Here is a 24,958-nt window from a genome sequence, read left to right as displayed (position 1 = left end):
GCGCCTCGGTGAAGCGGCTTTTCCTCATGTCGTCTGCTCCTGCGTGGTGAAGCAAACTCTACATCAAACCGTGGGACGTTCCGGGGGGCAGGTCAGCCTGCACGTCGTCTTGTAGTGCTTTTACGCGCTGCCAGAGGTCATCGTCGATGATCCGCAGGTAGATGACCCATTCTTCGGGCGGATTCGGCCGGGTTTGGCGCTTGCCCGTCCCTGGATCCTTGATGAACCGCTGCCGGTTCCAGACCAGGCGGCCGATATAGAGTTCGTTGTTGAGAATGCCGGTGCCCCGCTTTGCATTCCCCGAGATGGTGCTGAAGCTCCACTGGCCGCTGCCAACGCCGGGGCTTCGCACACTTTCCGCGTTCAGCGCCGCGGCGAGCGCGCGGGCGGACAGACCCGAAGCATATCCCTCGAAAATGCGGCGCACCACGGCGGCCTCGTCCTCGACGATCTCGCGTTCCCCCGTGATCTTATCACAGTGAACAACAAACCGGCGGACTACTTCACCGGGGGAAGATCAGTATTCCGAAGCTTCAAACGAAGCTCATATCATCCGCTAGCGCATTTATATTGGTATTACGCACTGTCAGGGCGTCACCATCCCCGAAGTCAAAGATGACATTTGCTCCCCTTTGCGCAGCATAGGCGCGAGCTTGGCCGAAGTTCGTAAAGCCAAAGTCCAGAAGGCGGATGGTGTCAACATTGTCCTGAAAGTCTACAATTAGGTCTTGGTCGAAGCTCGGGCGGAATAGAAATGTATCAGAGCCAGTGCCGCCAGTCATCGAGTCGGAGCCAATGCCTCCAACAAGGATATCATTGCCAGAACCGCCGAGTATGACGTCATTTCCGCCGCCGCCATCTAGACGATTTGATGCCGCGTTGCCCGTCAACGTATTGGCTGACATGTTGCCTGTAGCATTGATTGCGGAGGTTCCGATCAGGAGAATATTTTCAACATTAGTACCAAGTGTAAAACTGATCGATGCCTGAACTTGATCTGTTCCACCACCGGCAGCCTCGTTGATGCGGTCGCCCGCACTGTCAACAATATAGGTATCATTTCCGATGCCCCCAGTCATGACATCGGCGCCGGTCCCCCCGTCGAGCGTGTCGTTTCCTGCATCCCCTAAAAGCGTGTCATTTCCTGCACCGCCATTCAGTCGGTTATTTGCTCCGTTCCCTGTCATAACGTTCGCTGCGGCGTTACCTGTGCCAGTGATCGAAGATGAACCAGTCAGGACAAGGCGCTCGACCTCCATACCGAGGGCGAAGCTGACAGACGCGCTTACTTGATCCGTCCCACCGCCAGCGGACTCTACAATTCTGTCGGCGGCGTGGTTGACAATATAGATATCGTCGCCAGAACCGCCATTCATCAGATCGATGCCCGCACCGCCATCGAGCGTATCATTGCCGGCACCGCCGGAAATCGTATCGTTCCCAGAACCACCATTCAGTCGGTTTGCCGCGCCATTGCCGTTGATTTGGTTCGCTAAGTCATTACCGACACCGGAAATAACCCCACTCCCCGTCAACACAAGGTTTTCAATGTATCCGGTCAATGTATAGCTAACACTTGACCGCACTGTGTCTCGACCGTCATCCGGTGCTTCAATGATATAATCACGGGCATGATCCACAATGTAAGTGTCATTGCCAGCGCCGCCGATCATTGTATCGACCCCGCTGCCACCATCCAAAGTATCAGCTCTATTCCCTGAGGCCAGGTAATCGTTTCCGTCACCACCACTTAGTATATAGGTCGCATTTCCGCTTCCAGAAATCTCATCATTACCGGCATCCCCCCGTAGCGTAAAGGTGCCGCCAGCCAACTCATCTGGTACTCCTGCGCCTAGCACGTCGTTCCCAGCCCCTCCGTTAAGTGCACCAGACTTGCGAGACCAAAGGAGGAGGTAATCATTTCCGTTTCCGCCATCTATTGTTATCAGGTCGGGTCGGATGCGCTCTGTCAGTTCATACTCTGGTGGAATGTAGATGGATATTTGATCATTTCCGGATCCGGCGTCGATATGAAGTGATCTGGCGGAAAATCCAAAGTAATCCACAAAGTCATCTTCTGCGGTTAGGAGCATGGAAACGTCGTCTGTCGCACCGAATATGTCGCCAATGGGCAGAAGGTCCATCCCGTAGGCATGGCCTGAACCGGGTGCCATATAATAATCGAAAAGGTCGCTGTAACGTAAAGTGTTCTCGCTGCTATCATCCGGGCTAATGTGCAAAACAATGCGTGGACTTCTAAGGCTTTCAGTATCACTATTCGTCCAATGGACGAACTCAATATCGGGTGCGCCTCTTAGTGGAGCATCCAGCGTGGCCATGAGGTCAGCGATAAAGCGGGCCTGCACTTCCATCGCGTGTTCGTTAATATTTGTAAGGGCCTGCCAGTAATCATTGCCGGATGCGCCGACGAATCCACGATGGTAGATGCTAGAGACGCCGGTCAGCCGAATGTAGTCTCCACCGGTGCCCTCAGCATTGAAGGGATATGCCATGGTAAGATCAAATGGCCCGTCACCAAAGATATCGGGTAAGTGCTCAGCTAGCGAGCCGAGCGAGAATATTTGCGAGTTGTGGGGTCCGATAGATAATGATCCCGTATTGTCCAGATAGGACCGTCCCGTCCATCCATCGGCTGCATATCCTGGATAACGGAATACACCCTCTGAGTATCCGTTACCATAGAAGCTTCCCTCAATTGCGCGAAGAAAACCGCCGGTCGTGCCGGCCCCACCTCCAGCGCCGACAGCGCCCCAGTTTGAGTCGTCAAGTGCTAGGCCACCGTTGCTTTGAGAAAAATCGAATACGTGTGTCATGCCCTGCTCCCGCGCTAAAGACTAGTCTGGTTGCCAAAAGTCACGCAAACAGACGGATCCGCAAAATGCTCAGATGTGGGGCGATGCTGACACAGACAAAGCTCGGACGGATCACCCAAACGGGTGAGTGGAATCAAATCTCAGGGACGGTCGCATCGCATTTTTTGAACACTAAGCCTTCATCCCGGCGACCATCCGTAGCACATCTGCCTGCCCACGTGCCCCGGTTTTGGAGCATAGGCTCTTAAGCTGACTGCGGATCGTTTCGCGCGAGCGTCCAGCGAGTTCGGCTATCTGGTTGACCGTATTGCCGCAGATCAATCCCTCAAGCACCCGAATCTCGCCTGGCGTCAATTGGTAGCTGCGGGCAAACTGTTCCGTGTCGAGAAAGCGACTGCTGCCGAGAGCCTCCATTGTCAGGCAGACTCCCGGCCCCTCAAAGAAGCTGCGCTCCCGTTCGCCCTCCATACGGATCAAGGTAACGAGCGTGCTGCCAACCTTGACACGTTGATGCCTTGGTCCAGCATAATTGCGCTGCAGCATAGTCTCAAGAAGGCGGCGTGCAACTTGATCGCCCAAGGTAAGGCGCCCCAAAGGGTCAAGGCCAACGTCCGGTCCGAACATCCTGCTGGCGGTATCTGAGCAAGTCCTGATTTTACGGCCAGCACCCACGATAACCATTCCCATGCTAAGGGAGTCGAAGAACGTTCCTCCCAGTTCCGTGCTGCGAGCGGCGAAGCTCGTGCGGCGGTAAAATTCGTTGGCGCGCTGAAGATGCGGTGCAATCCGCTCCATCTGATTGGCAAGAAGCAGCATCTGGGCTTCTTGTGCGTTTGGTGTCATCAGAGAGAAAATCAGCGAGCTGCCATCGTCGCTGTCCACGCCGATACCAATAGCTGATCTTGTTTCGACGCGAAGCAACCAGTCATTGTAAAACTCGGATCGCTCTAGAACATCGCTTGGCACGTAATTTTCCACGATCGTGGCCTTGCCAGCAGGCCTTGCATTGCAATGTGGAGCCCACGGACTGATTTGATGATAATAGGTAGGATAATCTGCAATGTCGTCCGGGCTTCGGCCGCTGACCAAGCCCACAGTTGCTTCAGCTCCGGACTTGCTACTGGAGTGCATGACCGACCAACATCCGGACCCGGCGTCGGAGAGTCTGTCCAAGAATGCTTGCCAGCTACTTTCTCCCAACAGTGCAGCATAGATGAGTTCGATCAGTTCGATATCTTCAACCTGTGATCTCATGGTGCCCTTCGAATCAAGCCGGGAAGATTTAGTTAATTACGCCGGTTCGCATGCGTGGGGGTCAACAGGCCGCGTAAGAATTTACCGTAATAGGTCGAGATTGCTCCTGCGTGGTTGAAAGGACCACATCTGGTCAAACCAGGCTTCACCCAATTTCTGAAACTTGAAGCGCTCGTCCGGTATGCGCGCCTGGGCACGTTCATACGCTCGCAGCAATAGCAAACGTCGAAAGCTAAGGCTTTCCATCAACCCGTTTGGTGGGCATGCGGTTTAGCCATACAAAAAGACCGCGCCGGGTGATATACCCAGCGCGGCCTGTTTGTGTGGTCCGACTTACAGGAAAAAGTCAGCCGCACTCATCGTTCCCGCCAAACGCACCTCAAGTCGGAAGTCTGCGATTTCGTCGCCGTCGACATCGGCAGTGACAATTGCCGTGGTGCTGCCTCGCAGATTCTCGATGCGCAGCTCTCCGCCACGGCCGCTTAAACCGGCGTCTCCGATCAGACGGAACGCCTGGTTTCCAGCCCGCGTTACCGACCACAGATCCGGTGCCGCTCAGCAATACAAGGTTTTCGACATTGTCTTGCATGGTGAAGCTGTAACGCCCGGTGACCGATAGTCTGATGGTGTCGATGCCAGCTGCCACGTCCTCGACGACGACATTCCCCGCGTCCCGAAGCAGATAGGTGTCGTTCCCCATGCCACCGACAAGCGTATCCTGATCGACGCTGCCTTCCACGCGCATGCCCCCGTCCAGCGTGTTGTTGCCCGCATTGCCAACGATCAGGTTGGCCAGCATGTTGCCGGTGCCACGCAGATTATGGGTTCCCGTCAATGACAGATTCTCGACATCCGAGGGCAGGGTATAGTTGACGGAGGATCGCACGGTGTCGCGGTCGTCGCTTCCTGGCTCTCGCGCATATATGCGCGGGCAAACATCATCCGGCTGTGGCAAAGCCGGAGATGGGCGACCTTGACTGTGACGGTCACGCCCGAGATCAGCACGACCTCATGGCTCCAGTCGAACTGGTAGGCCTCGCCGGGAGCATAATAGAGCGGCACATAGGCCTCGGCCGTCACCGCCCCGCGGGTCTTTGACCAGGTTCGCGCAAACCGGCGCACGGCATCGTATCCGCCCTCATATCCGAGGGCCTGCAATTCCTCGAAGATGCGGATCAGCGTCAGCCGCTCGCGAGAAGCCTTCGACGCATTCGAAGCTCGAGCTGCCCCTGCCACGGCCCGATCCGGGGCAACGGCTGTCGGCTGCGTTCATAACTGAAATCCGTCTCGTCCGACCGCAGGATCTTCCGCACCGTATTCCGCGACACGTGCAGCTCCCGAACGATCTTCTTCACCGACCAGCCATGAACATAGAAGGCACGCCGGACCCGCGCGATCGTATCCACCCGCTTCATCTCCCCCTCAGCTCGCTGACCCTCCAGCAAACGGTCTGACAAAACATCAGGGGCGTCAAAATTGGGCGCCGATACCCCGCCTAAGGGGTCAAGATTGCATGCCGAAACACATCCTCGAGGATATCCGGGTGAGTCATCGGCAATGCGGAGAACGCATTGCAGCTGTGCGTTGCTGCAAGCTTCACGGAGGCTGCAAGCAAGCTTCTTCCATCTAACCGCTCGTAAGACTTCCGTAGGCAAGAATTATCCTCGCGGATTGAGCGGCGCATTTAGCTAGATAGCGAAGGTCTTGTCCCGCACGATCCGTCCAATCCACACGGCCTTTTTATGGCGGCACGGACATGCCCGAACTGGGTGATTTGCCCGGATTGCGGGTCTGCGCAACATGGCATTTGCCGCGGATTAAGGCGCGGCTTTTCAACCTGCGTCGTCATGAAGTTTGGACACAGCCCGATCTATCGTTCCCTCGATTCGTTGTTAATTGGTCAGGGAAGTTATCGAATGCCCACTTTGCTGGACGGCGAAAGCCTTGTGACATCAGAACTTTTCGACGCGGCTTCGGGTCGCGTTGGTCGGGCGGGGGAACTGCCCAACCCGGACATCTCCCTTAGACTTGATCCGGTGCTTGACGCGGCCTTGGCCGGGTTCGCGGCAAATCTGCCTGCCAGCCGCATCGTGTCGGATCTGGCGGCTGCGCTGCATGTGCTGCGCCGCACATCATCGCCGCAGGACTGGAAGGCGATGGCGATTGCGTGCCGCGCCCATCCCGTCGGCGACCTGCTTCGGCAAGATCCGTTCACCGGGCGGTCGGCCGGCAAGCCACGTGGGTATTCGGGCGATGCCGAACTGCTGGACATCTTTTACAAACACCCCTCGGCCGACGAGGTGGTGAATAACGCATCGACCATCGGTCGCGCGATCTACGAACATACTTCGGAAGTCCCCTCCTCCGAGGCAGGTCGCGAACGTTGCCGGCTATTGGCCGCCAATGTTGATGAGGCGTGTCAGCGCGTGGGAAGCAATGCGCAGATCCTGGCCGTCGCCGCGGGGCATCTGCGCGAGGCAGAGATTTGCGCCTCGTTGGACAAAAAGCGCATCCTGCGCTGGGTCGCGCTTGATCAGGACCCGCTGAGCATCGCGACCATCCGCACGAACCACGCAGGAACGCCCATTGAGGCGGTCGAGGGGTCTGTCCTAGGCCTGCTGCGCCGTTCCTATGATCTGGGCACGTTCGATCACGTATACGCCTCGGGTCTTTATGACTATCTGACCGCGAAGACCGGGGCGAAACTGCTGGGCCGCCTGTGCGAGATGGTCGCCCCCGGTGGCACCTTGCTGTTTGCGAATTACAGCGATGAGATCGTTTCGGACGGCTATATGGAAAGCTTCATGGACTGGCCGCTGATCCTGCGCTCCGAGGCGGATATGCGTTTTATCGTGGAAGCGACCCCGGAAACCGAGGAGTTTTCGGCGGAATACTTCTATGGTGCGAACCGCAACATCGTCTATGCCAAGCTGACCCGCGACCTGCCCATTTCGACAGCTTCCTCAGAGCACGCGATTTGCTACATATAACACATCTTTAACGAGTGTTTTGGCGCAGGCCGCGTATCGGCCTCGCCGCTTTGAGGTGTTATATGAACGATGATCTGGTAAAGCGCCTTGCGCGCGCATGGGCTGGTATTGAAGGCAAGGCGGCAGAATTCGACGCCTGTGCCGCCAACCCGGTGCAGGATATGCGGGACGGACAATTCTCGCGCTATATGTTCCAGGCAGAGGAATTGATGCGGCGGTCGGGCTTGGCCATCGACATGCATCAGATGCGTTTGCGGGCCGATGGCGCCGCCCAATCTCTGGCTTAGGCCAGACCTGACCGGGCCGCTTACCGGCGGCCCGATCCAAGGCGCTTCAGGCCGCGCGGCGGCGGGCGAACATGCGTTTCCAGCCGGAAACGGTTTCCTCATCCAGAAACAGCAGACCTGCGACATCTTCGACCGACAGACCGTCGGCAAGCAGCAGCAGGGCATTGGCCATGCGGACCTGCAAAACCTCGGGGGATTTGCTTTGCAGGGTGGTCATCAGCATCTGGTGGTCTTTTTCGGAAAGTTGCATATCTGTCTTAACGCTGGTTAACGGGTGTCGCGCGATTGTCATATTGCGCGGTTGGCTGCAATGCCCAGACCACCACCACAGCGCTTTCGCGCCGAGGGGCGGCAATTTCTGCATTGGAAAAGGGTTAGGGATGCGCCACGCAATCCGCGCGGCGCAATGCCTCAGGCGTTAAAAAGGAAGTGCAGCACGTCGCCATCCTTGACGACATAGGACTTGCCTTCGACGCGGAACTTGCCGGCTTCGCGCGCACCCGCCTCGCCCTTATAGGCGACGTAATCGTCATAGGCGACGGTTTCGGCGCGGATGAAGCCGCGTTCGAAATCGCCGTGGATCACGCCTGCGGCCTGCGGGGCCAGCGTGCCTTTGTGAATGGTCCATGCGCGGGCCTCTTTGGGGCCGACGGTGAAATAGGTTTCCAGACCCAGCAGCGAATAGCCCGCGCGGATCAGGCGATCCAGACCGGCTTCGGTCAGGCCCATCTCGTCAAGGAACATCGCGGCCTCATCGCCGGGAAGCTGGCTGATCTCCTCTTCGATCTTGGCCGAGATCACGACGTGGCCCGCGCCCTGCGCACGCGCCATTTCCGCCACGCGGTCGGATTGGCTGTTGCCGGTGGATGCCTTGTCTTCTTCGACATTGCAGACGAACAGCACGGGCTTGGCGGTCAGCAGCTGCAGCATGTCCCATGCCTTGCGCTCATCCTCGGCGACCTGCACGGTGCGGGCAGGCTTGCCATCCGACAGCGCGGCCTGCGCGGCTTTCAGCAGACGCTCCTGTGCCACTGCTTCCTTGTCGCCGCCCTTCAGCTTGCGCGCGATATTGGCCAGACGCTTTTCGACCGATTCCAGATCGGCGATCATCAGCTCGGTTTCGATCGTGTCGGCATCCTCGATCGGATCGACGCGGCCTTCGACATGGGTCACGTCGCCGTCTTCGAAACAGCGCAGCACATGGGCGATGGCATCGACTTCGCGGATATTGGCCAGAAACTGGTTGCCCAGACCTTCACCCTTGGACGCGCCTTTTACCAAACCGGCAATATCGACAAAGGTGATGCGGGTCGGGATGATCTGCTTGGAGCCGGCGATCTCGGCCAGTTTGTCCAGACGCGGATCGGGCACAGCCACCTCGCCGACATTCGGTTCGATGGTGCAAAAGGGAAAGTTCGCGGCCTGCGCGGCTGCGGTCTTTGTGAGCGCGTTGAACAGCGTCGATTTGCCCACGTTCGGCAAGCCGACGATCCCCATGCGAAAGCCCATGATGCACCCCTTTTCCCGGATTTTCGCGCCTTTTATGGCCGCAAGCGTCCCAAGTCCAGTGCCGGGCGTTGATCTTGGCACCGAAGCCGCGCTAGGGCTTTGCGGATCATGACTGGGGAACGGGGCGCATGAGCAGAATTGACGACACTTTCGCGCGGCTGGCCGCCACGAATGGCAAGGCCTTTGTCGCCTATATGATGGGCTGCGACCCCGATTTCGACAAATCGGTCCAGATCATGCGCGGTATGCCCGCCGCAGGTGTGGACATCATCGAACTGGGGATGCCCTTTACCGATCCGATGGCGGATGGCGCGACCATTCAGGCCGCGGGTCAGCGCGCCCTGGCGGCAGGTGGCAGCATTGATCGCGTGTTCGACATGGTCCGTGCCTTTCGCAAAGACGACAACACGACGCCGATCGTGCTGATGGGCTATTACAACCCGATCTATGCGCGGGGCGTGGACCGTTTCATCGCGGATGCCGTTCAGGCCGGGATCGACGGGCTGATCGTAGTGGACCTGCCCCCCGAGGAAGATGCCGAACTGTGCCTGCCTGCGCGAGATGCCGGGCTGAACTTTATCCGTCTTGCGACGCCGACGACCGATGACCGGCGGCTGCCTGCGGTGGTGCGCAATACCTCGGGCTTTGTCTATTACGTGTCGGTCACCGGCATCACTGGCGGGCTGGCGGCGAATGCCACCGAAGTCGCGCCCGAAGTCGCGCGCATCCGCGCCGCAGCGAATCTGCCCGTCGTGGTCGGTTTCGGCATTTCCACCCCCGAAGCGGCGCAGGCCGTGGCTGGCGTGGCGGATGGTGCGGTCGTGGGCTCGGCCATCGTCAAGCTGATCGGCGAAGGCCGTCCGGTCGCCGAAATCCTTGCCTTCGTCGCCGATCTTGCCAAGGGCGCGCATAGCGCCTGACGTTCGCAAAAACAGAACGCCGCGTTTTGCCCTTTTCCAGTTGGGGAAACGCGGCGATGCGCTATCTTCCGGTTAACGCAACACCCGGAGGATACCATGCCCAAGCTGCTTTACCACACCGGCGCCTGCTCGCTTGCCCCGCATATCGTGCTGGAATGGATCGGTGCGCCCTATGAGACGCAATCGGTCGAGTTCGGCTCGAAAGAGCTGCTTGCCGTGAACCCCTCGGGGATGGTCCCGGCGCTGATCGAGGATGACGGCTGGGTTCTGACGCAGGCGGGCGCGATCCTGCATTATTTGGCGCATCAACACCCCGAGGCGGATCTGGCGGGCGGCACGGGTCCGCGCGCGGCGGCCGAACTGGACCGCTGGTCGGGCTTTTTCACCGGCGACCTGCATCCCAGTTTCTACCCGATCTTTATGCCCCAGCGCTACACGACCGACTCTGCGGGCCGCGATGCCACGCAGGAGGCCGGGCGCAAGCTGGTCCGCAAGCGGCTGTCGCTGCTGGACGAACAGTTGAACGGGCGCGAATGGGTGCTGGGCAAACGCTCGGTCATCGACGCCTATGCTTTCCCGATGCTGCGTTGGGCCGCCAAGCTGCTGCCCGAAGGGCTGTCGGAATGGAAAAACGTCCAGGCCCTGCATGACCGCATGGCCGCCGATCCGGCTGTCCAGCGCGTGCTGGCCCGCGAAGCGGCATAAACAGGAGAAGAAATATGTCCACCGGCATCCATCACGTCACCGGCATCACCCGCCGGGTGCAGGCCAATGTCGATTTCTATGCAGGCTTTCTGGGCCTGCGACTGGTCAAGCGCACGGGCGGGTTCGAGGATGCCGAACAACTGCATCTGTTCTATGGCGATGCGCTTGGCTCGCCCGGCTCGCTTGTGACCTTCCTGGTCTGGGAAGATGGTGCGCCGGGTCGGGTCGGTCACGGGCAGGTCGCGGAAATCGCGCTGGCCGTGCCGCCGGAAAGCATCGGGGAATGGCTGACCCGTGCCATGACCGCGCGCATCCCGGTTGACGGGCCCAGCCGCGAATTCGGCGAAACCGTGTTGCGGTTGAAAGACCCCGATGGGGTGATCGTCAAGCTCGTCGGGATCGACATGCCCGCCGATGCGCCTTTGCCCGATCCCATCGCGCCGACCCGGCTGCGCGGCGTCACGCTGTTTTCCGAAACGCCGGAACAGTCGTGCGATTTTGCCGCCCGCTTTGGCTATCGGCCGGGACAGGTGGCGGGTGCGGTCCGCCGCATGGTCTCGGATACGGATGTCATCGACATTCGCGACGCGACCGGCTTCTTTCCCGGTATTCCGGGCACGGGCATCCTGGATCACGTCGCATTCCGCGCGGCTGATGTCGATGCGGTGCGCCAGATGCGCCTTGCGTTGAAGGATACCGACGCGACCAACGTGCATGACCGGACATATTTCCTGTCGCTTTATGTCCGCGACCCGGCGGGCATCCTGCTGGAATATGCGACCGACCGCCCCGGCTTTGTGCTGGACGAAACGCCGCAGGAACTGGGCAGCACGCTGTTCGTGCCGCCGCAAGCCAAGGCCCGCGCGCAGGATCTGCGCGTGATGATGCCGCAATTCGCCCTGCCGGGCGAAGAAAGGACACCCATGCGCGATCTGCATTTCACCCATCGCTCTCACCGGCCTGAAAACCCCGATGGCAGCACGATCATCCTGCTGCATGGCACGGGCGGCAACGAATCTGACCTGATGCCGCTGGCAAACCGCATCGCACCCAATGCGACGCTTCTGGGTGTGCGTGGCCGCTCGACCGAGGAGGGGATCAACCGCTGGTTCCGCCGCTTTGATGCCGTGACCTATGATCAGGCCGACATTCTGGCCGAGGCAGAGGCATTCGCCGCCTTTATCGACGATGCGGTGCGGGCTTACGGGCTGGACCCCGCGCGGCTGGCGTTTCTGGGCTATTCCAACGGCGCGAACCTGATCGGCGCGATCCTGCAACTGTATCCGCAGGCGATCCGTCGGGCGATCCTGCTGCGCGGCATTCAGGTGCTTGAGGATGCGCCGCAGCAAGCCGAAGGCGCGTTGGCGGGCCAGAAAGTGCTGATGCTGAACGGTGCGCGCGACATGTTCGGGCGCATGGCCCCCGCGCTGGAGGCCGCGCTGCGTCAGGGCGGTGCCGATCTGGATGCGCAGACCTTGCCCGCCGGGCATGAACTTTCGGCCGAAGACCTGAACCGCGCGCAGGCTTGGCTGGTCTGACTTTGGTGGGGCGGAGTAAATCCGCCCCGCCTGTTTCCAAATATCGAACACCGCTTTCTGAACAGGTCGGCTTGCCCGCACGGGTTTCAGGGTTCAGCTTGCCCAAGCAATTTCCCGCCGCATCGCGGCAATCGGATCAAGGATGCCACCATGACGAAACCGAATATCGCCATCATCATCGGCTCGACCCGCGCGACGCGCTTTGCCGACAAACCCGCCGCATGGCTACTGGAGAACGCCCAAAAGCGCGAGGATATGCGCTTTGAGCTGGTCGATCTGCGCGATTACGACCTGCCGCTGTTCAACGAACCCGCATCCAACCTGTGGATGCCGTCGCAAGACCCTCGTGCCGTCAAATGGCAGGAAAAACTGGCCGAGTTCGACGGCTATATTTTCGTGACCGCCGAATATAACCACTCGATCACCGGCTCGCTGAAGAACGCGCTGGATCAAGCTTACAAGGAATGGAACCACAAACCCGCTGCGGCGCTGGGTTACGGCGGCGTGGGCGCGGCCCGCGCGATCGAACATCTGCGCGGCATCGCGGTCGAACTGATGATGGTCCCGCTGCGCAATGCCGTCCATATTGGCGGCGGCGATTTCTTCAAGGTTTCGCCGCTTGGCGCGAATGGCGACATGGCGGAAATCGAAACGAACCTGTTGCCCGCACTGAACGCCACGCTGGATGAATTGGCGTGGTGGGCCGAAGCGACGATGGCGCAGCGCGCCAAGACAGCCTGAAACCTGACAGGGCGGCCCAAGGGTCGCCCTTTTCATTGCGCTGGAACCTCTGGCCCCGCCCTGCGGTTCTACACCATGGCATCCGCCACGCCTGAGGAGGGCAGGGACCATGGCATCAAGGGCTATCTGGAAAGGGCAGCTTCGCCTGTCCCTTGTGGCCATTCCGGTCGAGATTCACAGTGCGGTCAAGACCGGCGCAAGGCTTAGCTTTCGCCAGATCCATGGCCCGTCTGGCAAACCCGTCCGTTATGAAAAGACCGTGCCGGGCATCGGCCCCGTCAAGGCGGATGACATTCTGAAGGGCTATGAACTGCCCGATGATCAATACCTGCTTCTGGATCCCGATGAGGTGGATGCGATCCGGCTGGAAACGAAGAAGACCTTCGAACTGGTGCAGTTCGTCGATGCCTGCGAAATCTCTCCGCTGTATTACGACAAGCCGTATTACATCGTGCCGACCGATGAGCTGGCCGAGGATGCTTATCGCGTCGTCCGCGATGCCTTGCGCAAGACATCGCGCGTCGGGCTGGGTCAGATGACGATGCGCGGCAAGGAATATCTATGCGCCGTGCGGGCCTGTGGTGACGGGCTGCTGATGGAAACGCTGCGCTATGCCGATGAAATCCGCGATGCCGACCCGCTGTTTCGCGACATTGAGGATGCCAAGGCCGATGCCGAGCTGCTAAGCGTCGCGACCCAGCTGATCGACCGCAAGACCGCGCCCTTCAAGGCCGAGACGTTCAAGGATCACTATGACATCGCCCTGCGCGACCTGATCGAGGCCAAGCGCAAGAACCGAAAGACCCCCCGCACCAGCGTTGACGACGAGGCGCGGCCCAAGGGTGGCAATGTCGTCGATCTGATGGATGCGCTGCGGCAAAGCCTGAAATCCGGCGGCAAGACGACCGGCAGCAAGACCGCCTCCAAGCCCGCGGCAAAATCTGATGCCAAGCCGGGCCGCACAAGGGCGCCGCGCAAGGGCAGCAAGGCATCCTGATGGCCGGGCTGGCGAAATATCGTGCGATGCGGGATTTTTCGGCCACGCCTGAACCGCAGGGTGGTGCGGGCAGCAAACTGGCGCTGCGCTATGGCATCCAGATGCACGATGCGACGCGGCTGCATTGGGATCTGCGTCTTGAATGGGATGGGGTGCTGCTAAGCTGGGCGGTGACGCGCGGCCCCTCAACCGATCCTGCCGATAAGCGGCTGGCGGTCAGGACCGAAGATCACCCGATGGACTATCTGACCTTCGAAGGCGTGATCCCCAAGGGATATGGCGCGGGCACGGTGATGCTTTGGGATATCGGCTGGTGGCAGCCGTTCCACGACGTGGGCCAGGGGCTGGAAAAGGGGCATCTGCATTTCGCCCTGCACGGTCGCCGCGCCACCGGCAACTGGTCGCTGATCCGCATGAAAGGCCGGGACGAGCCGCGCGAGAACTGGCTGATGATCAAGGAGGAGGACGCCGCTGCCGATCAGGGCGGCACGCCTTTTTCCGAACGCTACCCGGTTTCGGCCGTCACGGGGCGCAGTCTGGCCCAGATTGCAAAGAATGCGCCGCCGCATGATCCCGGCCCTGCGCGCAAAGGTCCGCTGCCGCGTTTCCGCGCCGTTCAGCTTGCCGAAACCGTGGCCGCTCCGCCCAAGGGCGTCGATTGGCTGCACGAAGTCAAGCTGGACGGCTATCGCGCCCAGATCGCGTTGGGCAAGGGCGGCATCCGCATCCGCACGCGAAACGGGCATGACTGGACCGACCGTTTCGCCGAGCTTGTTCAGCCCTTGGCCGAGCTGCCCTGCGACAGCGCCCTGATAGACGGAGAGATCGTCGCGGGCGCGGGCCTGTCCGGCTTTTCCGCCCTGCAGGCCGCGATCAAGGCGGGCGGGCCGTTCCGGTTCTATGCCTTTGACCTGCTGCATCTGGACGGCAAGGATCTGTCTGATGCGCCCCTGCTCAAGCGCCGCGCCGCGCTTGAGGGGGTGATGGCCGATACCGTGCCCTTGGGCATCCTTGGCCTGTCGCCCGCGATCACGGGCGATGCCGCCGAAACGCTGGGCACGATCTGCGATGCGGGCGGCGAGGGCATGATCTCAAAGCTGCGCGATGCGCCCTATCGCGGTGGGCGCGGCCCCGCATGGGTCAAGACGAAATGCATCCGCCGCGCGGAGTTCGTCATCGTGGGCTGGCAACCTTCGGCCAGCAAGGGGCGGGCCTTTGCCTCGCTTCTGATGGCAACGTTCGAAGGTGGGCGGCTGGTCTATCGCGGCAAGGTCGGCACGGGTTTTGACGGCGACACGATGGATGAACTGGCGGCCGCGATGAAGCCCCTTGCCCGCGATCGCGCACCGCTGGACGCCCCCAAGGCCGAAACACGCGGCGCGCGCTGGGTGCAGCCAAGGCTGGTCGCGGAAATCTCCCATGCCGAACTGACATCCGCCGGGCATCTGCGCCACGCCAGTTTCGTCGCGCTGCGCGAGGATAAAAGCCCAAAGGAGGTGGCCTTGGACCCGACCCCCACCGAACAGCTGGAAAAGCCCGACCCCTCGCGTATCGACGTGGCAGGGGTGGGGATCAGCCATCCGCGCCGGGTGATCTTCCCGGCGGTCAAGGTCACGAAGCTGGATCTGGCCCGCTATTATCACGACATGGCCGACCGCATCCTGCCGCATCTGGCCGACCGCCCCCTGTCGCTGGTGCGGCTGCCCGAAGGGATCGAGGGCGAGCGGTTCTTTCAGAAACATGCCGGCAAGGGCTTTCCCGATGCGATCAGGCGTATCCGCGTGCCCGACCCGGATGGCGGCGATGACGAATTGCTGACCGTGACCGATGCCAGGGGTCTGGTCGCCGCGGTCCAGATGGGCACGGTCGAATTCCATCCATGGGGTGCGAAACGTGACAAGCCCGACCGTCCCGAACGTCTGGTCTTTGACCTTGATCCTGACGAAGGTTTGGGCTTTGCCGCCGTCCGCGACGCGGCATTCGAACTGCGCAACAAGTTGCAGGCATTGGGACTGGCGGCGTGGCCGATGCTTTCGGGCGGCAAGGGTGTGCATGTCATCTTGCCGCTGCGCCGGACCGCAAGCTGGGAAACGGCGCGGCTGTTTGCCCAGCTTTTCGCGACGCTGATGGCCGAAACCGTGCCGGACCGCTATGTCGCCACCATGTCCAAGCGCCGTCGCAAGGACCGCATCTTTATCGACTGGCTGCGCAACGACCGGGGCTCGACCGCGATCGCGCCGTTTTCGGTCCGCGCGCGTCCGAATGCCAGCGTGGCGGTGCCGCTGTCCTGGGACGAGCTGAAAAAGCAGAAACGCGCGGATGCTTTTGGCATGGATGCTGCGCGGGAACGGGGCTGGGATGACCTGCGCCTGCCAGCCCCGAATGCGCTGAACCAGACGCTGTTGAAACGTCTGGCCGCGCTGGTCGAACGGGACAAGGATTAGCCCCGCTGCGTGGGATCAGTCATCGACCCCGATCATCACGTCCGAGGCCTTGATGACCGCGCTGGCCTTGGAACCGACCTGCAGTCCCAGTTCCTTGACCGCTTCGTTTGTGATCGAGGCGGTGACGGACGAGCCGCCGACATCCAGCCGCACATGGCTGGTGACGGCGCCGGTGACGATTTCGGTGACCGTGCCGCTAAGGACGTTGCGGGCGCTGAGCTTCATCTGGTTCCCCTCCAAGATTGGTTTCGCCCAAAGGCTAAGCCGATACACGGACTGCCGCAATCCTGTGTCGCGGCGACAGTCTATCAACCTTTACAAGAAGCCGATAAGCTGGTCCCGTCAGAAAACGTAGAGGAGACAAGGACATGATCCGTGCTATAAGCGTCGCCGCCCTGACCCTGCTGCCGATTTCGGCGGCCGCGCAGGACCTGCCGACCAGTGCCTATCTGCCGTTGGAAACCGGGTTGACCGCTGCACAGGCCGCGCTTGTCGCCTGCGCCGCCGAAGGCCACAATGTTAGCGTCGCCATTGTTGGCCGCGACGGTGTGCTGAAACTGCATCTCAAGGCCGATAATGCCGGGCCCCATACCGTGGGCAGCGCACAGGGCAAGGCATTCACTGCCGCCTCGATGGGGCGTGACACGGCGACCATCGCCCAAGCCATTGCCGACAACCCGCAGAATGCCGGGATGCGCGACATGGACGACCGCATGGTGATTTTGGCGGGCGGGCTGCCCATCCGCCTTGGCGATGCGCTGGTGGGGGGTATCGGCGTCGGCGGTGCACCTTCGGGCGACATTGACGCGACCTGCGCCCGCAAAGGTCTGGACGCGATCAGCGCGCAGTAAATCCCCAAGATGTCAGGCTGGCGCCTTGATGATCTTGCGTGAAAAAAGATGCAGTGCGGCACGCGCTGCATCTATATCCGTGGCGGCGCCCGTCCAGCGGGACAGATTGCCGCTTAGCATCTTGCCTGCCACGCCATAGGCAAAGCTGCGGGCCGTCGCGATCAGCAGCGGCGGATCGACATCATCGTCCATGACACCCAGTTCGCGCGCGCGCAGCAACATCTGCATCATCAGCCGGTGCAGCGCGGTTTCATAGCGCAGCAGATTGCCGCTTTGCGGGGTCATATGCGCGGGAATATCGCCAAGGATGGCGAACTCCTGCGGGTGGTCATGCGCCCATTCGATATAGGCATCGGCCAGTGCCAGGAACTGCGCCAGCGGATCGTCCGCGCTGACCTTGACCACCGAACGCACGCATTGATCGTGCAGCAGCATCATTGCGTTTTCCAGCGCCGCTTCCATCAGGCGCTGGTCGTCGGGAAATACCTTTGAAACCTCGACTTCATCTGTGCCCAGATGACGGGCAACATCGGCGGTGGTGGGCCGGACGGAACGCGCGCCGAGCTGCGTCACGGCGCTGACGGCATCGGTATAAAGCGAACCACCCCGGCGGCTGAAATAGGCCATGCGAAATGCTCCGAAAGAATGCGCGAGCTATATCAGATAAAGCGCAACCTTAGGAAGAGTTTCGTAAGAATGCTGTCTTTTATCAATGATTCGGCGCGACAATTTTGACGGGAACGACCAAAGGCTTTCTCGCGTTGGAATGGGGATTCCAACCGCACCTTGACAGAAATGCATCGTTGTGTGAGCATTTGCCCATCGCATTGGCAAATGCCGATCCGTTAGGGAGGACGACCAAGATGAACATGAAGTTGCGCAGCCTGATGGGGGCATGTGCCCTGACGGCACTTGCCGCACCCGTCATGGCCGAAACGCTGACCATCGCCACCGTCAACAACGGTGACATGATCCGCATGCAGAAAATGACGAAGCCCTTTACCGACGCCAATCCGGACATTCAGCTGGAATGGGTCACGTTGGAAGAAAACGTGCTGCGCGAGCGTGTCACCACCGACATCGCGACGAATGGCGGCCAGTATGACGTGCTGACCATCGGCAACTACGAAGTGCCGATCTGGGCCAAGCAGCAATGGCTGACCCCGCTGACCGATCTTCCGGCGGATTACGACGCCGACGACCTGCTGCCGCCGGTGCGTGCGGCGCTTTCGATGGATGACCAACTGTTCGCCGTGCCGTTCTATGCGGAATCGGCCATGGTCATGTATCGCAAGGATCTGGCCGAGGCCGCGGGCGTCACCATCCCCGACAGCCCGACCTGGACCGACATCAAGACCGCCGCCGAAAAGATGACGGACAAGTCCAAGGAACAATACGGCATCTGTCTGCGCGGCAAACCCGGCTGGGGTGAAAACATGGCCTTTCTGTCGGCCATGGCCAACAGCTATGGCGCGCGCTGGTTCGACATGGACTGGAAACCCCAGTTCGACAGCGCCGAGTGGAAAGAGGCCTTCACCGACTATCTGACCATGATGCAGGAATACGGCCCGCCCGGCGCGTCCTCGAACGGGTTCAACGAAAACCTGTCGCTGTTCCAGCAGGGCAAATGCGGTATCTGGATCGACGCAACCGTCGCCGCCAGCTTCGTGTCGGACCCGAACGAATCGACCGTGGCCGACAAGGTGGGCTTCGCCAAGTTCCCGAACAAGGAAGGCGTGGACAACCACGGCAACTGGCTGTGGTCGTGGAACCTTGCCATCCCGGCATCCAGCCAGAAACAGGACGCGGCCAAGAAGTTCGTCGCTTGGGCGACCAGCAAGGCATATACCGAACAGGTCGCAGCAGCTGATGGCTGGCGTGCAGCACCTCCGGGCACCCGCACCTCGCTTTACGAGAATGCGGAATACCAAAAGGATGCGCCCTTTGCTGCCATGACGCTTGAGGCGATCACGGTTGCGAACACGCAGAAATCCTCGGTTCAGGATGTGCCCTATACCGGCGGTCAGTTCGTGGCGATCCCGGAATTCCAGGGCATCGGCACCTCGGTCGGTCAGCAGTTCGCTGCGGCGCTTGCCGGGCAGATGTCGGCTGACGACGCGCTGGCGGCCGCCCAGTCGAACGTCACCCGCGAAATGACCCGCGCGCGCTACATCAAGTAACGCGCCGACACGGGCCGCCCGGCATCCACCGGGCGGCTTTCCCCGAACCGGCGTTACGCCGGCGACCCGCCGCATTCACCAAGGAGCAACCGTCATGGCAACCCGCCAGACCCAGAGCCTTGCCCGCCTGATGCGCGCACCCGCGATCCTGCTGCTTTTGGCGTGGATGATCGTGCCGCTGGCGATGACGCTTTACTATTCGTTTCTGGACTACAACCTGCTGAACCCCGGTTCGGCGGCGTGGACCGGGTTCTTCAACTATCGCTTTTTCTATACCGATCCCGCGTTTTTCGCGGCCATCGGCAATACGCTGATCCTTGTGCTGGGCGTGCTGGCGATCACCGTGATCGGCGGCATCGCCATCGCGTTGCTGATCGACCGTCCCATCATGGGGCAGGGGATCGTGCGGATCCTGATCATCTCTCCGTTCTTCGTCATGCCGCCGGTCGCGGCGCTGATCTGGAAGAACATGATCATGCATCCCAGCTACGGGGTTTTGGCCGACATGGCACGGTTCTTTGGCGTGCAGCCGGTGGACTGGTTCGCGCAATATCCGCTGCTGTCGATCATCATCATCGTGGCGTGGCAATGGCTGCCCTTTGCGACGCTGATCCTGCTGACCGCCCTGCAATCGCTGGACAGCGAGCAGATGGAGGCGGCCGAGATGGACGGCGCCAGCGCATGGGCGAAGTTCACCCACCTGATCCTGCCGCATATGGCGCGCGCGATCACCGTGGTCATCCTGATCCAGACCATCTTCCTGCTGGGCGTCTATGCCGAGATCTTGGTGACGACCAATGGCGGTCCGGGCAATGCCTCGACCAACCTGACCTATCTGATCTATCGCGCGGCGCGGTTGAACTTCGACATCGGCGGCGCGGCTGCCGGGGGGATCATCGCGGTCGTTCTGGCCAATATCGTCGCCATCTTCCTGATGCGCGCCGTCGGCAAGAACCTGGATTAAGGGGGGAAACATGGCACGCGCAACCACTCAACGCAGCCGGATCGGATGGACCATCGCCGCATGGTTCGTCGCCCTGCTGATCTTTTTCCCGATCCTTTACACCATCATCACCAGCCTCAAGACTGAACAGGAGGCGATCGCGGGCTTCGACCTGATCCCGTCCTTCACACTGTCCAGCTTCGAGGCGGTGCAAAGCCAGAACAGCTATTGGCGGCCCTTCACCAATTCGGTGATCCTGTCGCTGGGTTCGACCCTGCTGGCCTTGGTGGTGGCGATCCCCGCCGCTTGGGCCATGGCGTTTTCGCCGACCAAGCGGACCAAGGACATCCTGATGTGGATGCTGTCCACCAAGATGATGCCTGCGGTGGCCGTGCTGGTGCCGATCTATCTGATCTTTCTGCGCACCGGGCTTATGGACACGCGCATCGGGCTGACGGTCCTTTTGATGCTGATCAACCTGCCGATCGTGGTCTGGATGCTTTACACCTATTTCCGCGAAATTCCCGGCGAGATTCTGGAAGCGGCACGGATGGACGGCGCATCCCTGCGTAATGAAATCCTGTATGTGCTGACGCCGATGGCGGTGCCGGGCATCGCATCCACGCTGCTTTTGAACGTCATCTTGGCGTGGAACGAAGCGTTCTGGACCATCCAGCTGACGACGACGAATGCGGCGCCCTTGTCGGCCTTCATCGCGTCCTTCTCCAGCCCGCAGGGGCTGTTCTGGGCGAAACTTTCGGCGGCGTCGGTCATGGCTATCGCGCCCATTCTGGTTCTGGGCTGGTTCAGCCAAAAGCAACTCGTGCGCGGCTTGACCTTCGGCGCCGTGAAATAAGGGGGGGAATGATGGGCAGCATCACACTGAAACAGGTCCGCAAGACCTTCGGCGATGTCGAGGTCATTCCCGGCGTCGATCTGGAAATCAACGATGGCGAATTCGTCGTCTTCGTCGGGCCTTCGGGCTGCGGCAAGTCCACGCTGCTGCGGCTGATCGCGGGGCTTGAGGACGTGACCTCGGGGCAGATCGTCATCGACGGGCAGGACATGACCGACGCCGCCCCCGCCAAGCGCAAGCTGGCGATGGTATTCCAGTCATATGCGCTTTACCCGCATATGTCGGTCAGGAAGAACATCGCGTTTCCGCTGAAGATGGCGGGCATGGACGCGGCCCAGCAGGAAGCCAAGGTCAAGCATGCGGCGGGCATCCTGAACCTGACAGACTACTTGGACCGCCGCCCCGGCCAGCTGTCGGGCGGCCAGCGCCAGCGCGTGGCCATTGGCCGCGCCATCGTGCGCGAACCTTCGGCGTTCCTGTTCGACGAACCGCTGTCGAACCTTGACGCGGCGCTGCGCGTGAACATGCGGGTCGAGATCAGCGAGCTGCACAAGAAGCTTGCGACCACGATGATCTATGTCACCCACGATCAGGTGGAAGCCATGACCATGGCCGACAAGATCGTCGTCCTGCGCGCCGGCCTGATCGAACAGGTGGGTTCCCCGCTGGAGCTTTACCGCAACCCCGCCAACCGCTTCGTCGCGGGCTTCATCGGCAGCCCCAATATGAACTTTCTGGAAGGCGAGACCGCGCGGGCCATGGGCGCCCACGCCATCGGCGTCCGCCCCGAACATTTCGATCTGTCCAAGACCGAAGGTCTGGTCGCGGGCACGGTCGGCGTGGCGGAACATCTGGGTTCGGACACGTTCCTGCATGTGCATCTGGACGGCGGCACGCAGGTTGTGGTCCGCGCCAAGGGCGAATTCCCCGTCGATCACGGCGATCGCATCTACCTGACCCCGCAGGACGGGCGGGTCTATCGCTTCGACGAAAAAGGCTTGGCTCTATGAGGCTGGAAGGCAAAACTGCCCTGATCACGGGTGCTGCGCGCGGCATCGGCCGCGCCTTTGCCGAGGCGTATATCCGCGAAGGCGCCACCGTCGCGATTGCAGACATCAACGCGGCGGCGGTCAAGGCGACGGCTGCGGAAATCGGCGCGCATCCCGTCGTCATGGACGTGACGAAACAGGACAGCATCGACGCGGGCGTGGCCGAGGCGGTGCGCCTGATGGGCGGCATCGACATTCTGATCAACAACGCAGCCCTGTTCGATCTGGCCCCAATCACGGAAATCACCCGCGACAGCTACGACACGCTTTTCGCGATCAATGTGGGGGGCGCGCTGTTCACCATGCAGGCCGTCGCCCGCCATATGATCGACACCGGGCGGCGGGGCAAGATCATCAACATGGCGTCGCAGGCGGGTCGTCGCGGCGAGGCTTTGGTCGGCGTTTATTGCGCCACCAAGGCCGCCGTCATCAGCCTGACCCAATCAGCGGGGCTGAACCTGATTTCCCATGGCATCAACGTCAACGCCATCGCCCCCGGCGTGGTGGACGGCGAACATTGGGACGGCGTGGACGCGAAATTCGCCGCCTATGAAGGAAAGCCGCGCGGTCAGAAAAAGCGTGAGGTCGGCGAAGCCGTCCCCTTTGGCCGCATGGGCACTGCGCAGGATCTGACCGGCATGGCCGTGTTCCTTGCCTCGACTGACGCCGATTACATCGTCGCCCAGACGTATAACGTCGATGGCGGAAACTGGATGAGCTGACATGACCATTCGACTGAACGACGCGAACCTTTCCCAGATCGCAGCCAAGCCCGGCTATGACCGCGCCGCCCTGACCGGCGGGATCGTGCATTTCGGCCTGGGCAATTTCCACCGCGCCCATCAGGCGGTTTATCTGGACCGGCTGATGAACCTGGGCCAGGGCCATGACTTCGCCATCATCGGTGCGGGCGTCATGCCCTCGGACGCGCGGATGCGTGAAGCGCTGGCGGCGCAGGACAACCTTTACACCGTGGTCGAACAATCGGCCGAAGCGTCCGAGCCCCGCGTCATCGGCGCGATGATCGACTATCTGCCCGCCGCCGATGCCGCGGCCATCGTGGGGCAACTGGCCGATCCGGCCACGAAAATCGCCAGCCTGACCATCACCGAAGGCGGCTATTTCATCGACGCAAATACCGGCCATTTCGATCCGACCCATCCGGCGATTGCGGCGGATGGCGCGAACCCCGATGCGCCCAAGACCGTTTTCGGGATGCTGGTCGCCGGTTTGAAAGCGCGCCGTGCCGAAGGCACGCCCCCCTTTACCGTCATGTGCTGTGACAACATCCCCCATAACGGCGTTGTCACGCGCGAGGCGGTGGTGGAAACCGCGCGCCTCTCGGACCCGGAACTGGCCGACTGGATCGCTGCCAACGTCGCCTTCCCGAACGGCATGGTCGACCGCATCACCCCCGCGACCAGCGACCGCGAACGCGCCATGATCCGCGACGATTTCGGCATTGCCGACGATTGCCCGGTCTTTGCCGAGGATTTCATCCAGTGGGTGCTTGAGGACAACTTCCCCGAAGGCCGCCCCGCGCTTGAGGAGGTCGGCGTCGAATTCGTCGCCGATGTCACCCCGTGGGAGCTGATGAAGATCCGCATCCTGAACGGCGGCCATGCGGTCATCGCCTATCCCTCGGGGCTGATGGACATCCATTTCGTGCATGAGGGGATGGAAAATCCGCTGGTCCGCGCTTTCCTGGACAAGCTTGAGGCCGATGAGATCATCCCTGCCGTGCCGCCGGTGCCCGGCACCGACCTGAACGCCTATTACGCCAAGGTCGCGGAACGCTGCGCCAATCCCAAGATTGGCGACACGATCCGGCGGCTGTGCCTTGACGGCTCGAACCGGCAGCCGAAATTCATCGTGCCGACGATCAACGACCGTCTGGCGCAGGGGCTTTCGGTGGACGGTCTGGCGCTGGAATCGGCGCTGTGGTGCCGCTACTGCGCGGGCGTGACCGATAGCGGCGCGGTGATTGAGCCTAACGATCCGAATTGGGACCGCCTGACCGCTGCGGCGAACGCTGCCAAGGCCGACCCCGGCGCATGGCTGGGCATGGCCGACATCTATGGCGTCACCGGGGCCGATCCGCGTTTCGCCCAGCCCTTCGCCAAATGGCTGGGGATGCTGTGGCAGGACGGCACGGCGGCGACGTTGACCGCCTATCTGAAGGGGTAAGCCATTGCCGCGCGGGCTTATCTTCGACTGTGACGGGGTTCTGGTGGACAGCGAACCGCTGGCTGCTGCCGAACTTGCGACAGTCATGCGCGGTCTAGGGGCGCCGGTCGATCAGGCGCGGGTCTATGACGATTATCTGGGCCGCTCGGTCCGCTATATCGTCGATGCGGCCTCGCGCGAATTGGCGATCGACCTTGCCCCCGCCATGCCCGGTTATGCCGAAAGCCTTGCCAGCCGCTTCCAGCGCGAATTGCAGCCCATTCCCGGCATGGCCGGGGCATTGGCGCAGCTTGCCGGACCCAAGGCGGTCGCCTCCTCCTCGACGCCCGAGCGGCTGGCGCTTTCACTTGGCATCACCGGGCTGGCGCCATTCTTTGGCGAACACGTCTATTCCGCGACCATGGTGCAGAACGGCAAGCCGGCGCCCGACCTGTTTTTGCTGGCCGCCGCGCGTCTGGGCCTTGCCGCCGAAGATTGCGTGGTCATCGAGGACAGCCCCGCCGGGATCATGGCCGCCAAGGCTGCGGGGATGCGCGTCGTGGGCTTTCTGGGTGGCAGCCATGCCGCACCTGCGCGCCTTGCGCAGCGTCTGGTTGAACTGAAACCCGACGCGCTGATTGAACATGCCGACGTTTTGCCCAACACTTTGGCCGAACTGGCCTGAGGGAGAGAC

24 protein-coding genes and 1 pseudogene are annotated in these 24,958 nt (G+C 61.2%); 16 read left to right on the top strand and 9 right to left on the bottom strand.

The genetic code is table 11. The features are described from left to right. Window positions 1–58: 58 nt before the first annotated feature. From FN835_RS14075 to FN835_RS14055, 5 genes and pseudogenes are all read right to left on the bottom strand, one after another. Complete coding sequence (locus tag FN835_RS14075; RefSeq protein ID WP_342778596.1) at window positions 59–451, bottom strand: recombinase family protein; 393 nt, start codon at window positions 449–451, stop codon at window positions 59–61. 82 nt (window positions 452–533) lie between these two features. Further along, a complete protein-coding gene (locus FN835_RS14070; protein ID WP_142663866.1) occupies window positions 534–2,834 on the bottom strand; it encodes a calcium-binding protein in 2,301 nt (766 codons plus the stop codon). A 171-nt stretch (window positions 2,835–3,005) separates the two neighbouring features. After that, the gene (locus tag FN835_RS14065; RefSeq protein WP_142663865.1) at window positions 3,006–4,088 is read right to left on the bottom strand and encodes a helix-turn-helix transcriptional regulator; all 1,083 of its coding nucleotides are present in this window, start codon (window positions 4,086–4,088) and stop codon (window positions 3,006–3,008) included. Window positions 4,089–4,467: 379 nt separating this feature from the next. Beyond that, a complete protein-coding gene (locus FN835_RS14060; protein ID WP_142663864.1) occupies window positions 4,468–4,923 on the bottom strand; it encodes a calcium-binding protein in 456 nt (151 codons plus the stop codon). A 68-nt stretch (window positions 4,924–4,991) separates the two neighbouring features. Next, window positions 4,992–5,503: pseudogene (locus tag FN835_RS14055) on the bottom strand (IS21 family transposase); the annotation flags it as partial. Window positions 5,504–6,004: 501 nt separating this feature from the next. On the opposite strand from FN835_RS14055, the gene FN835_RS14050 reads away from it, so the two are divergent. Together FN835_RS14050 and FN835_RS14045 are read left to right on the top strand one after the other, a co-directional pair. Further along, window positions 6,005–7,078: a class I SAM-dependent methyltransferase gene (locus FN835_RS14050; protein WP_142663863.1), complete on the top strand. Its 1,074-nt coding sequence runs from the start codon at window positions 6,005–6,007 to the stop codon at window positions 7,076–7,078. 62 nt (window positions 7,079–7,140) lie between these two features. Beyond that, window positions 7,141–7,365, top strand: coding sequence for a hypothetical protein (locus tag FN835_RS14045; RefSeq protein WP_142663862.1), 225 nt, complete (start codon window positions 7,141–7,143; stop codon window positions 7,363–7,365). A gap of 46 nt (window positions 7,366–7,411) precedes the next feature. Here FN835_RS14045 and FN835_RS14040 read toward each other — a convergent pair whose 3' ends face one another. Together FN835_RS14040 and ychF are read right to left on the bottom strand one after the other, a co-directional pair. Next, entirely contained in the window at window positions 7,412–7,588 is a 177-nt protein-coding gene (locus tag FN835_RS14040; RefSeq protein ID WP_246098745.1) for a helix-turn-helix domain-containing protein, read from the bottom strand. 188 nt (window positions 7,589–7,776) lie between these two features. After that, window positions 7,777–8,874 (bottom strand): redox-regulated ATPase YchF, encoded by a 1,098-nt coding sequence (gene ychF / locus FN835_RS14035; RefSeq protein ID WP_142663860.1) that lies wholly within the window; start codon window positions 8,872–8,874, stop codon window positions 7,777–7,779. A 128-nt stretch (window positions 8,875–9,002) separates the two neighbouring features. Here ychF and trpA point away from each other — a divergent pair, with 128 nt between their 5' ends. The 6 genes from trpA to ligD all read left to right on the top strand — a co-directional run bounded on the left by trpA (window position 9,003) and on the right by ligD (window position 16,219). Continuing rightward, complete coding sequence (trpA, locus tag FN835_RS14030) at window positions 9,003–9,794, top strand: tryptophan synthase subunit alpha (RefSeq protein WP_142663859.1); 792 nt, start codon at window positions 9,003–9,005, stop codon at window positions 9,792–9,794. Window positions 9,795–9,890: 96 nt separating this feature from the next. Further along, window positions 9,891–10,499 carry a glutathione S-transferase family protein gene (locus tag FN835_RS14025; protein ID WP_142663858.1) on the top strand — a complete coding sequence of 203 codons (609 nt, stop codon included), beginning with the start codon at window positions 9,891–9,893 and terminating at the stop codon, window positions 10,497–10,499. A gap of 14 nt (window positions 10,500–10,513) precedes the next feature. Beyond that, window positions 10,514–12,037, top strand: a complete 1,524-nt coding sequence (locus FN835_RS14020) for a VOC family protein (RefSeq protein WP_142663857.1) — start codon at window positions 10,514–10,516, stop codon at window positions 12,035–12,037. 150 nt (window positions 12,038–12,187) lie between these two features. Beyond that, entirely contained in the window at window positions 12,188–12,778 is a 591-nt protein-coding gene (locus FN835_RS14015; protein ID WP_142663856.1) for an NADPH-dependent FMN reductase, read from the top strand. 109 nt (window positions 12,779–12,887) lie between these two features. Next, entirely contained in the window at window positions 12,888–13,775 is an 888-nt protein-coding gene (gene ku, locus FN835_RS14010; RefSeq protein WP_142663855.1) for a non-homologous end joining protein Ku, read from the top strand. Further along, on the top strand, window positions 13,775–16,219 hold the full coding sequence (gene ligD, locus FN835_RS14005; RefSeq protein ID WP_142663854.1) for a DNA ligase D: 2,445 nt from the start codon (window positions 13,775–13,777) through the stop codon (window positions 16,217–16,219). Before ku ends, ligD begins: the two co-directional genes overlap by 1 nt. 15 nt (window positions 16,220–16,234) lie before the next feature. Here the strand turns inward: ligD and FN835_RS14000 are convergent, their stop codons facing one another. Beyond that, window positions 16,235–16,444 (bottom strand): TOBE domain-containing protein, encoded by a 210-nt coding sequence (locus tag FN835_RS14000; protein ID WP_142663853.1) that lies wholly within the window; start codon window positions 16,442–16,444, stop codon window positions 16,235–16,237. Between the two features lie 143 nt (window positions 16,445–16,587). Here FN835_RS14000 and FN835_RS13995 point away from each other — a divergent pair, with 143 nt between their 5' ends. Further along, on the top strand, window positions 16,588–17,070 hold the full coding sequence (locus FN835_RS13995) for a GlcG/HbpS family heme-binding protein (protein WP_142663852.1): 483 nt from the start codon (window positions 16,588–16,590) through the stop codon (window positions 17,068–17,070). A gap of 12 nt (window positions 17,071–17,082) precedes the next feature. Here the strand turns inward: FN835_RS13995 and FN835_RS13990 are convergent, their stop codons facing one another. Continuing rightward, window positions 17,083–17,697 (bottom strand): TetR-like C-terminal domain-containing protein, encoded by a 615-nt coding sequence (locus tag FN835_RS13990; protein ID WP_142663851.1) that lies wholly within the window; start codon window positions 17,695–17,697, stop codon window positions 17,083–17,085. 236 nt (window positions 17,698–17,933) lie between these two features. On the opposite strand from FN835_RS13990, the gene FN835_RS13985 reads away from it, so the two are divergent. The 7 genes from FN835_RS13985 (at window position 17,934) to FN835_RS13955 (ending at window position 24,949) form a co-directional block, all read left to right on the top strand. Beyond that, on the top strand, window positions 17,934–19,250 hold the full coding sequence (locus FN835_RS13985; RefSeq protein ID WP_142663850.1) for an ABC transporter substrate-binding protein: 1,317 nt from the start codon (window positions 17,934–17,936) through the stop codon (window positions 19,248–19,250). A gap of 94 nt (window positions 19,251–19,344) precedes the next feature. Continuing rightward, on the top strand, window positions 19,345–20,214 hold the full coding sequence (locus FN835_RS13980; protein ID WP_142663849.1) for a carbohydrate ABC transporter permease: 870 nt from the start codon (window positions 19,345–19,347) through the stop codon (window positions 20,212–20,214). A gap of 10 nt (window positions 20,215–20,224) precedes the next feature. Next, entirely contained in the window at window positions 20,225–21,049 is an 825-nt protein-coding gene (locus tag FN835_RS13975; protein ID WP_142663848.1) for a carbohydrate ABC transporter permease, read from the top strand. A gap of 11 nt (window positions 21,050–21,060) precedes the next feature. Then, complete coding sequence (locus FN835_RS13970; RefSeq protein WP_142663847.1) at window positions 21,061–22,059, top strand: ABC transporter ATP-binding protein; 999 nt, start codon at window positions 21,061–21,063, stop codon at window positions 22,057–22,059. Continuing rightward, on the top strand, window positions 22,056–22,820 hold the full coding sequence (locus FN835_RS13965) for an L-iditol 2-dehydrogenase (RefSeq protein WP_142663846.1): 765 nt from the start codon (window positions 22,056–22,058) through the stop codon (window positions 22,818–22,820). The genes FN835_RS13970 and FN835_RS13965 overlap by 4 nt, the downstream gene beginning before the upstream one ends. A 1-nt stretch (window position 22,821) precedes the next feature. Beyond that, on the top strand, window positions 22,822–24,285 hold the full coding sequence (locus FN835_RS13960) for a mannitol dehydrogenase family protein (RefSeq protein ID WP_142663845.1): 1,464 nt from the start codon (window positions 22,822–22,824) through the stop codon (window positions 24,283–24,285). 4 nt (window positions 24,286–24,289) lie between these two features. After that, window positions 24,290–24,949 (top strand): HAD family hydrolase, encoded by a 660-nt coding sequence (locus FN835_RS13955; RefSeq protein ID WP_142663844.1) that lies wholly within the window; start codon window positions 24,290–24,292, stop codon window positions 24,947–24,949. Window positions 24,950–24,958: the final 9 nt, after the last annotated feature.

Source organism: Paracoccus laeviglucosivorans (assembly GCF_900182695.1).
Taxonomy (GTDB): domain Bacteria; phylum Pseudomonadota; class Alphaproteobacteria; order Rhodobacterales; family Rhodobacteraceae; genus Paracoccus; species Paracoccus laeviglucosivorans.
The sequence above is the reverse complement of the archived record's forward strand: the minus strand, read 5'-3'. Positions and strand labels throughout refer to the sequence as shown.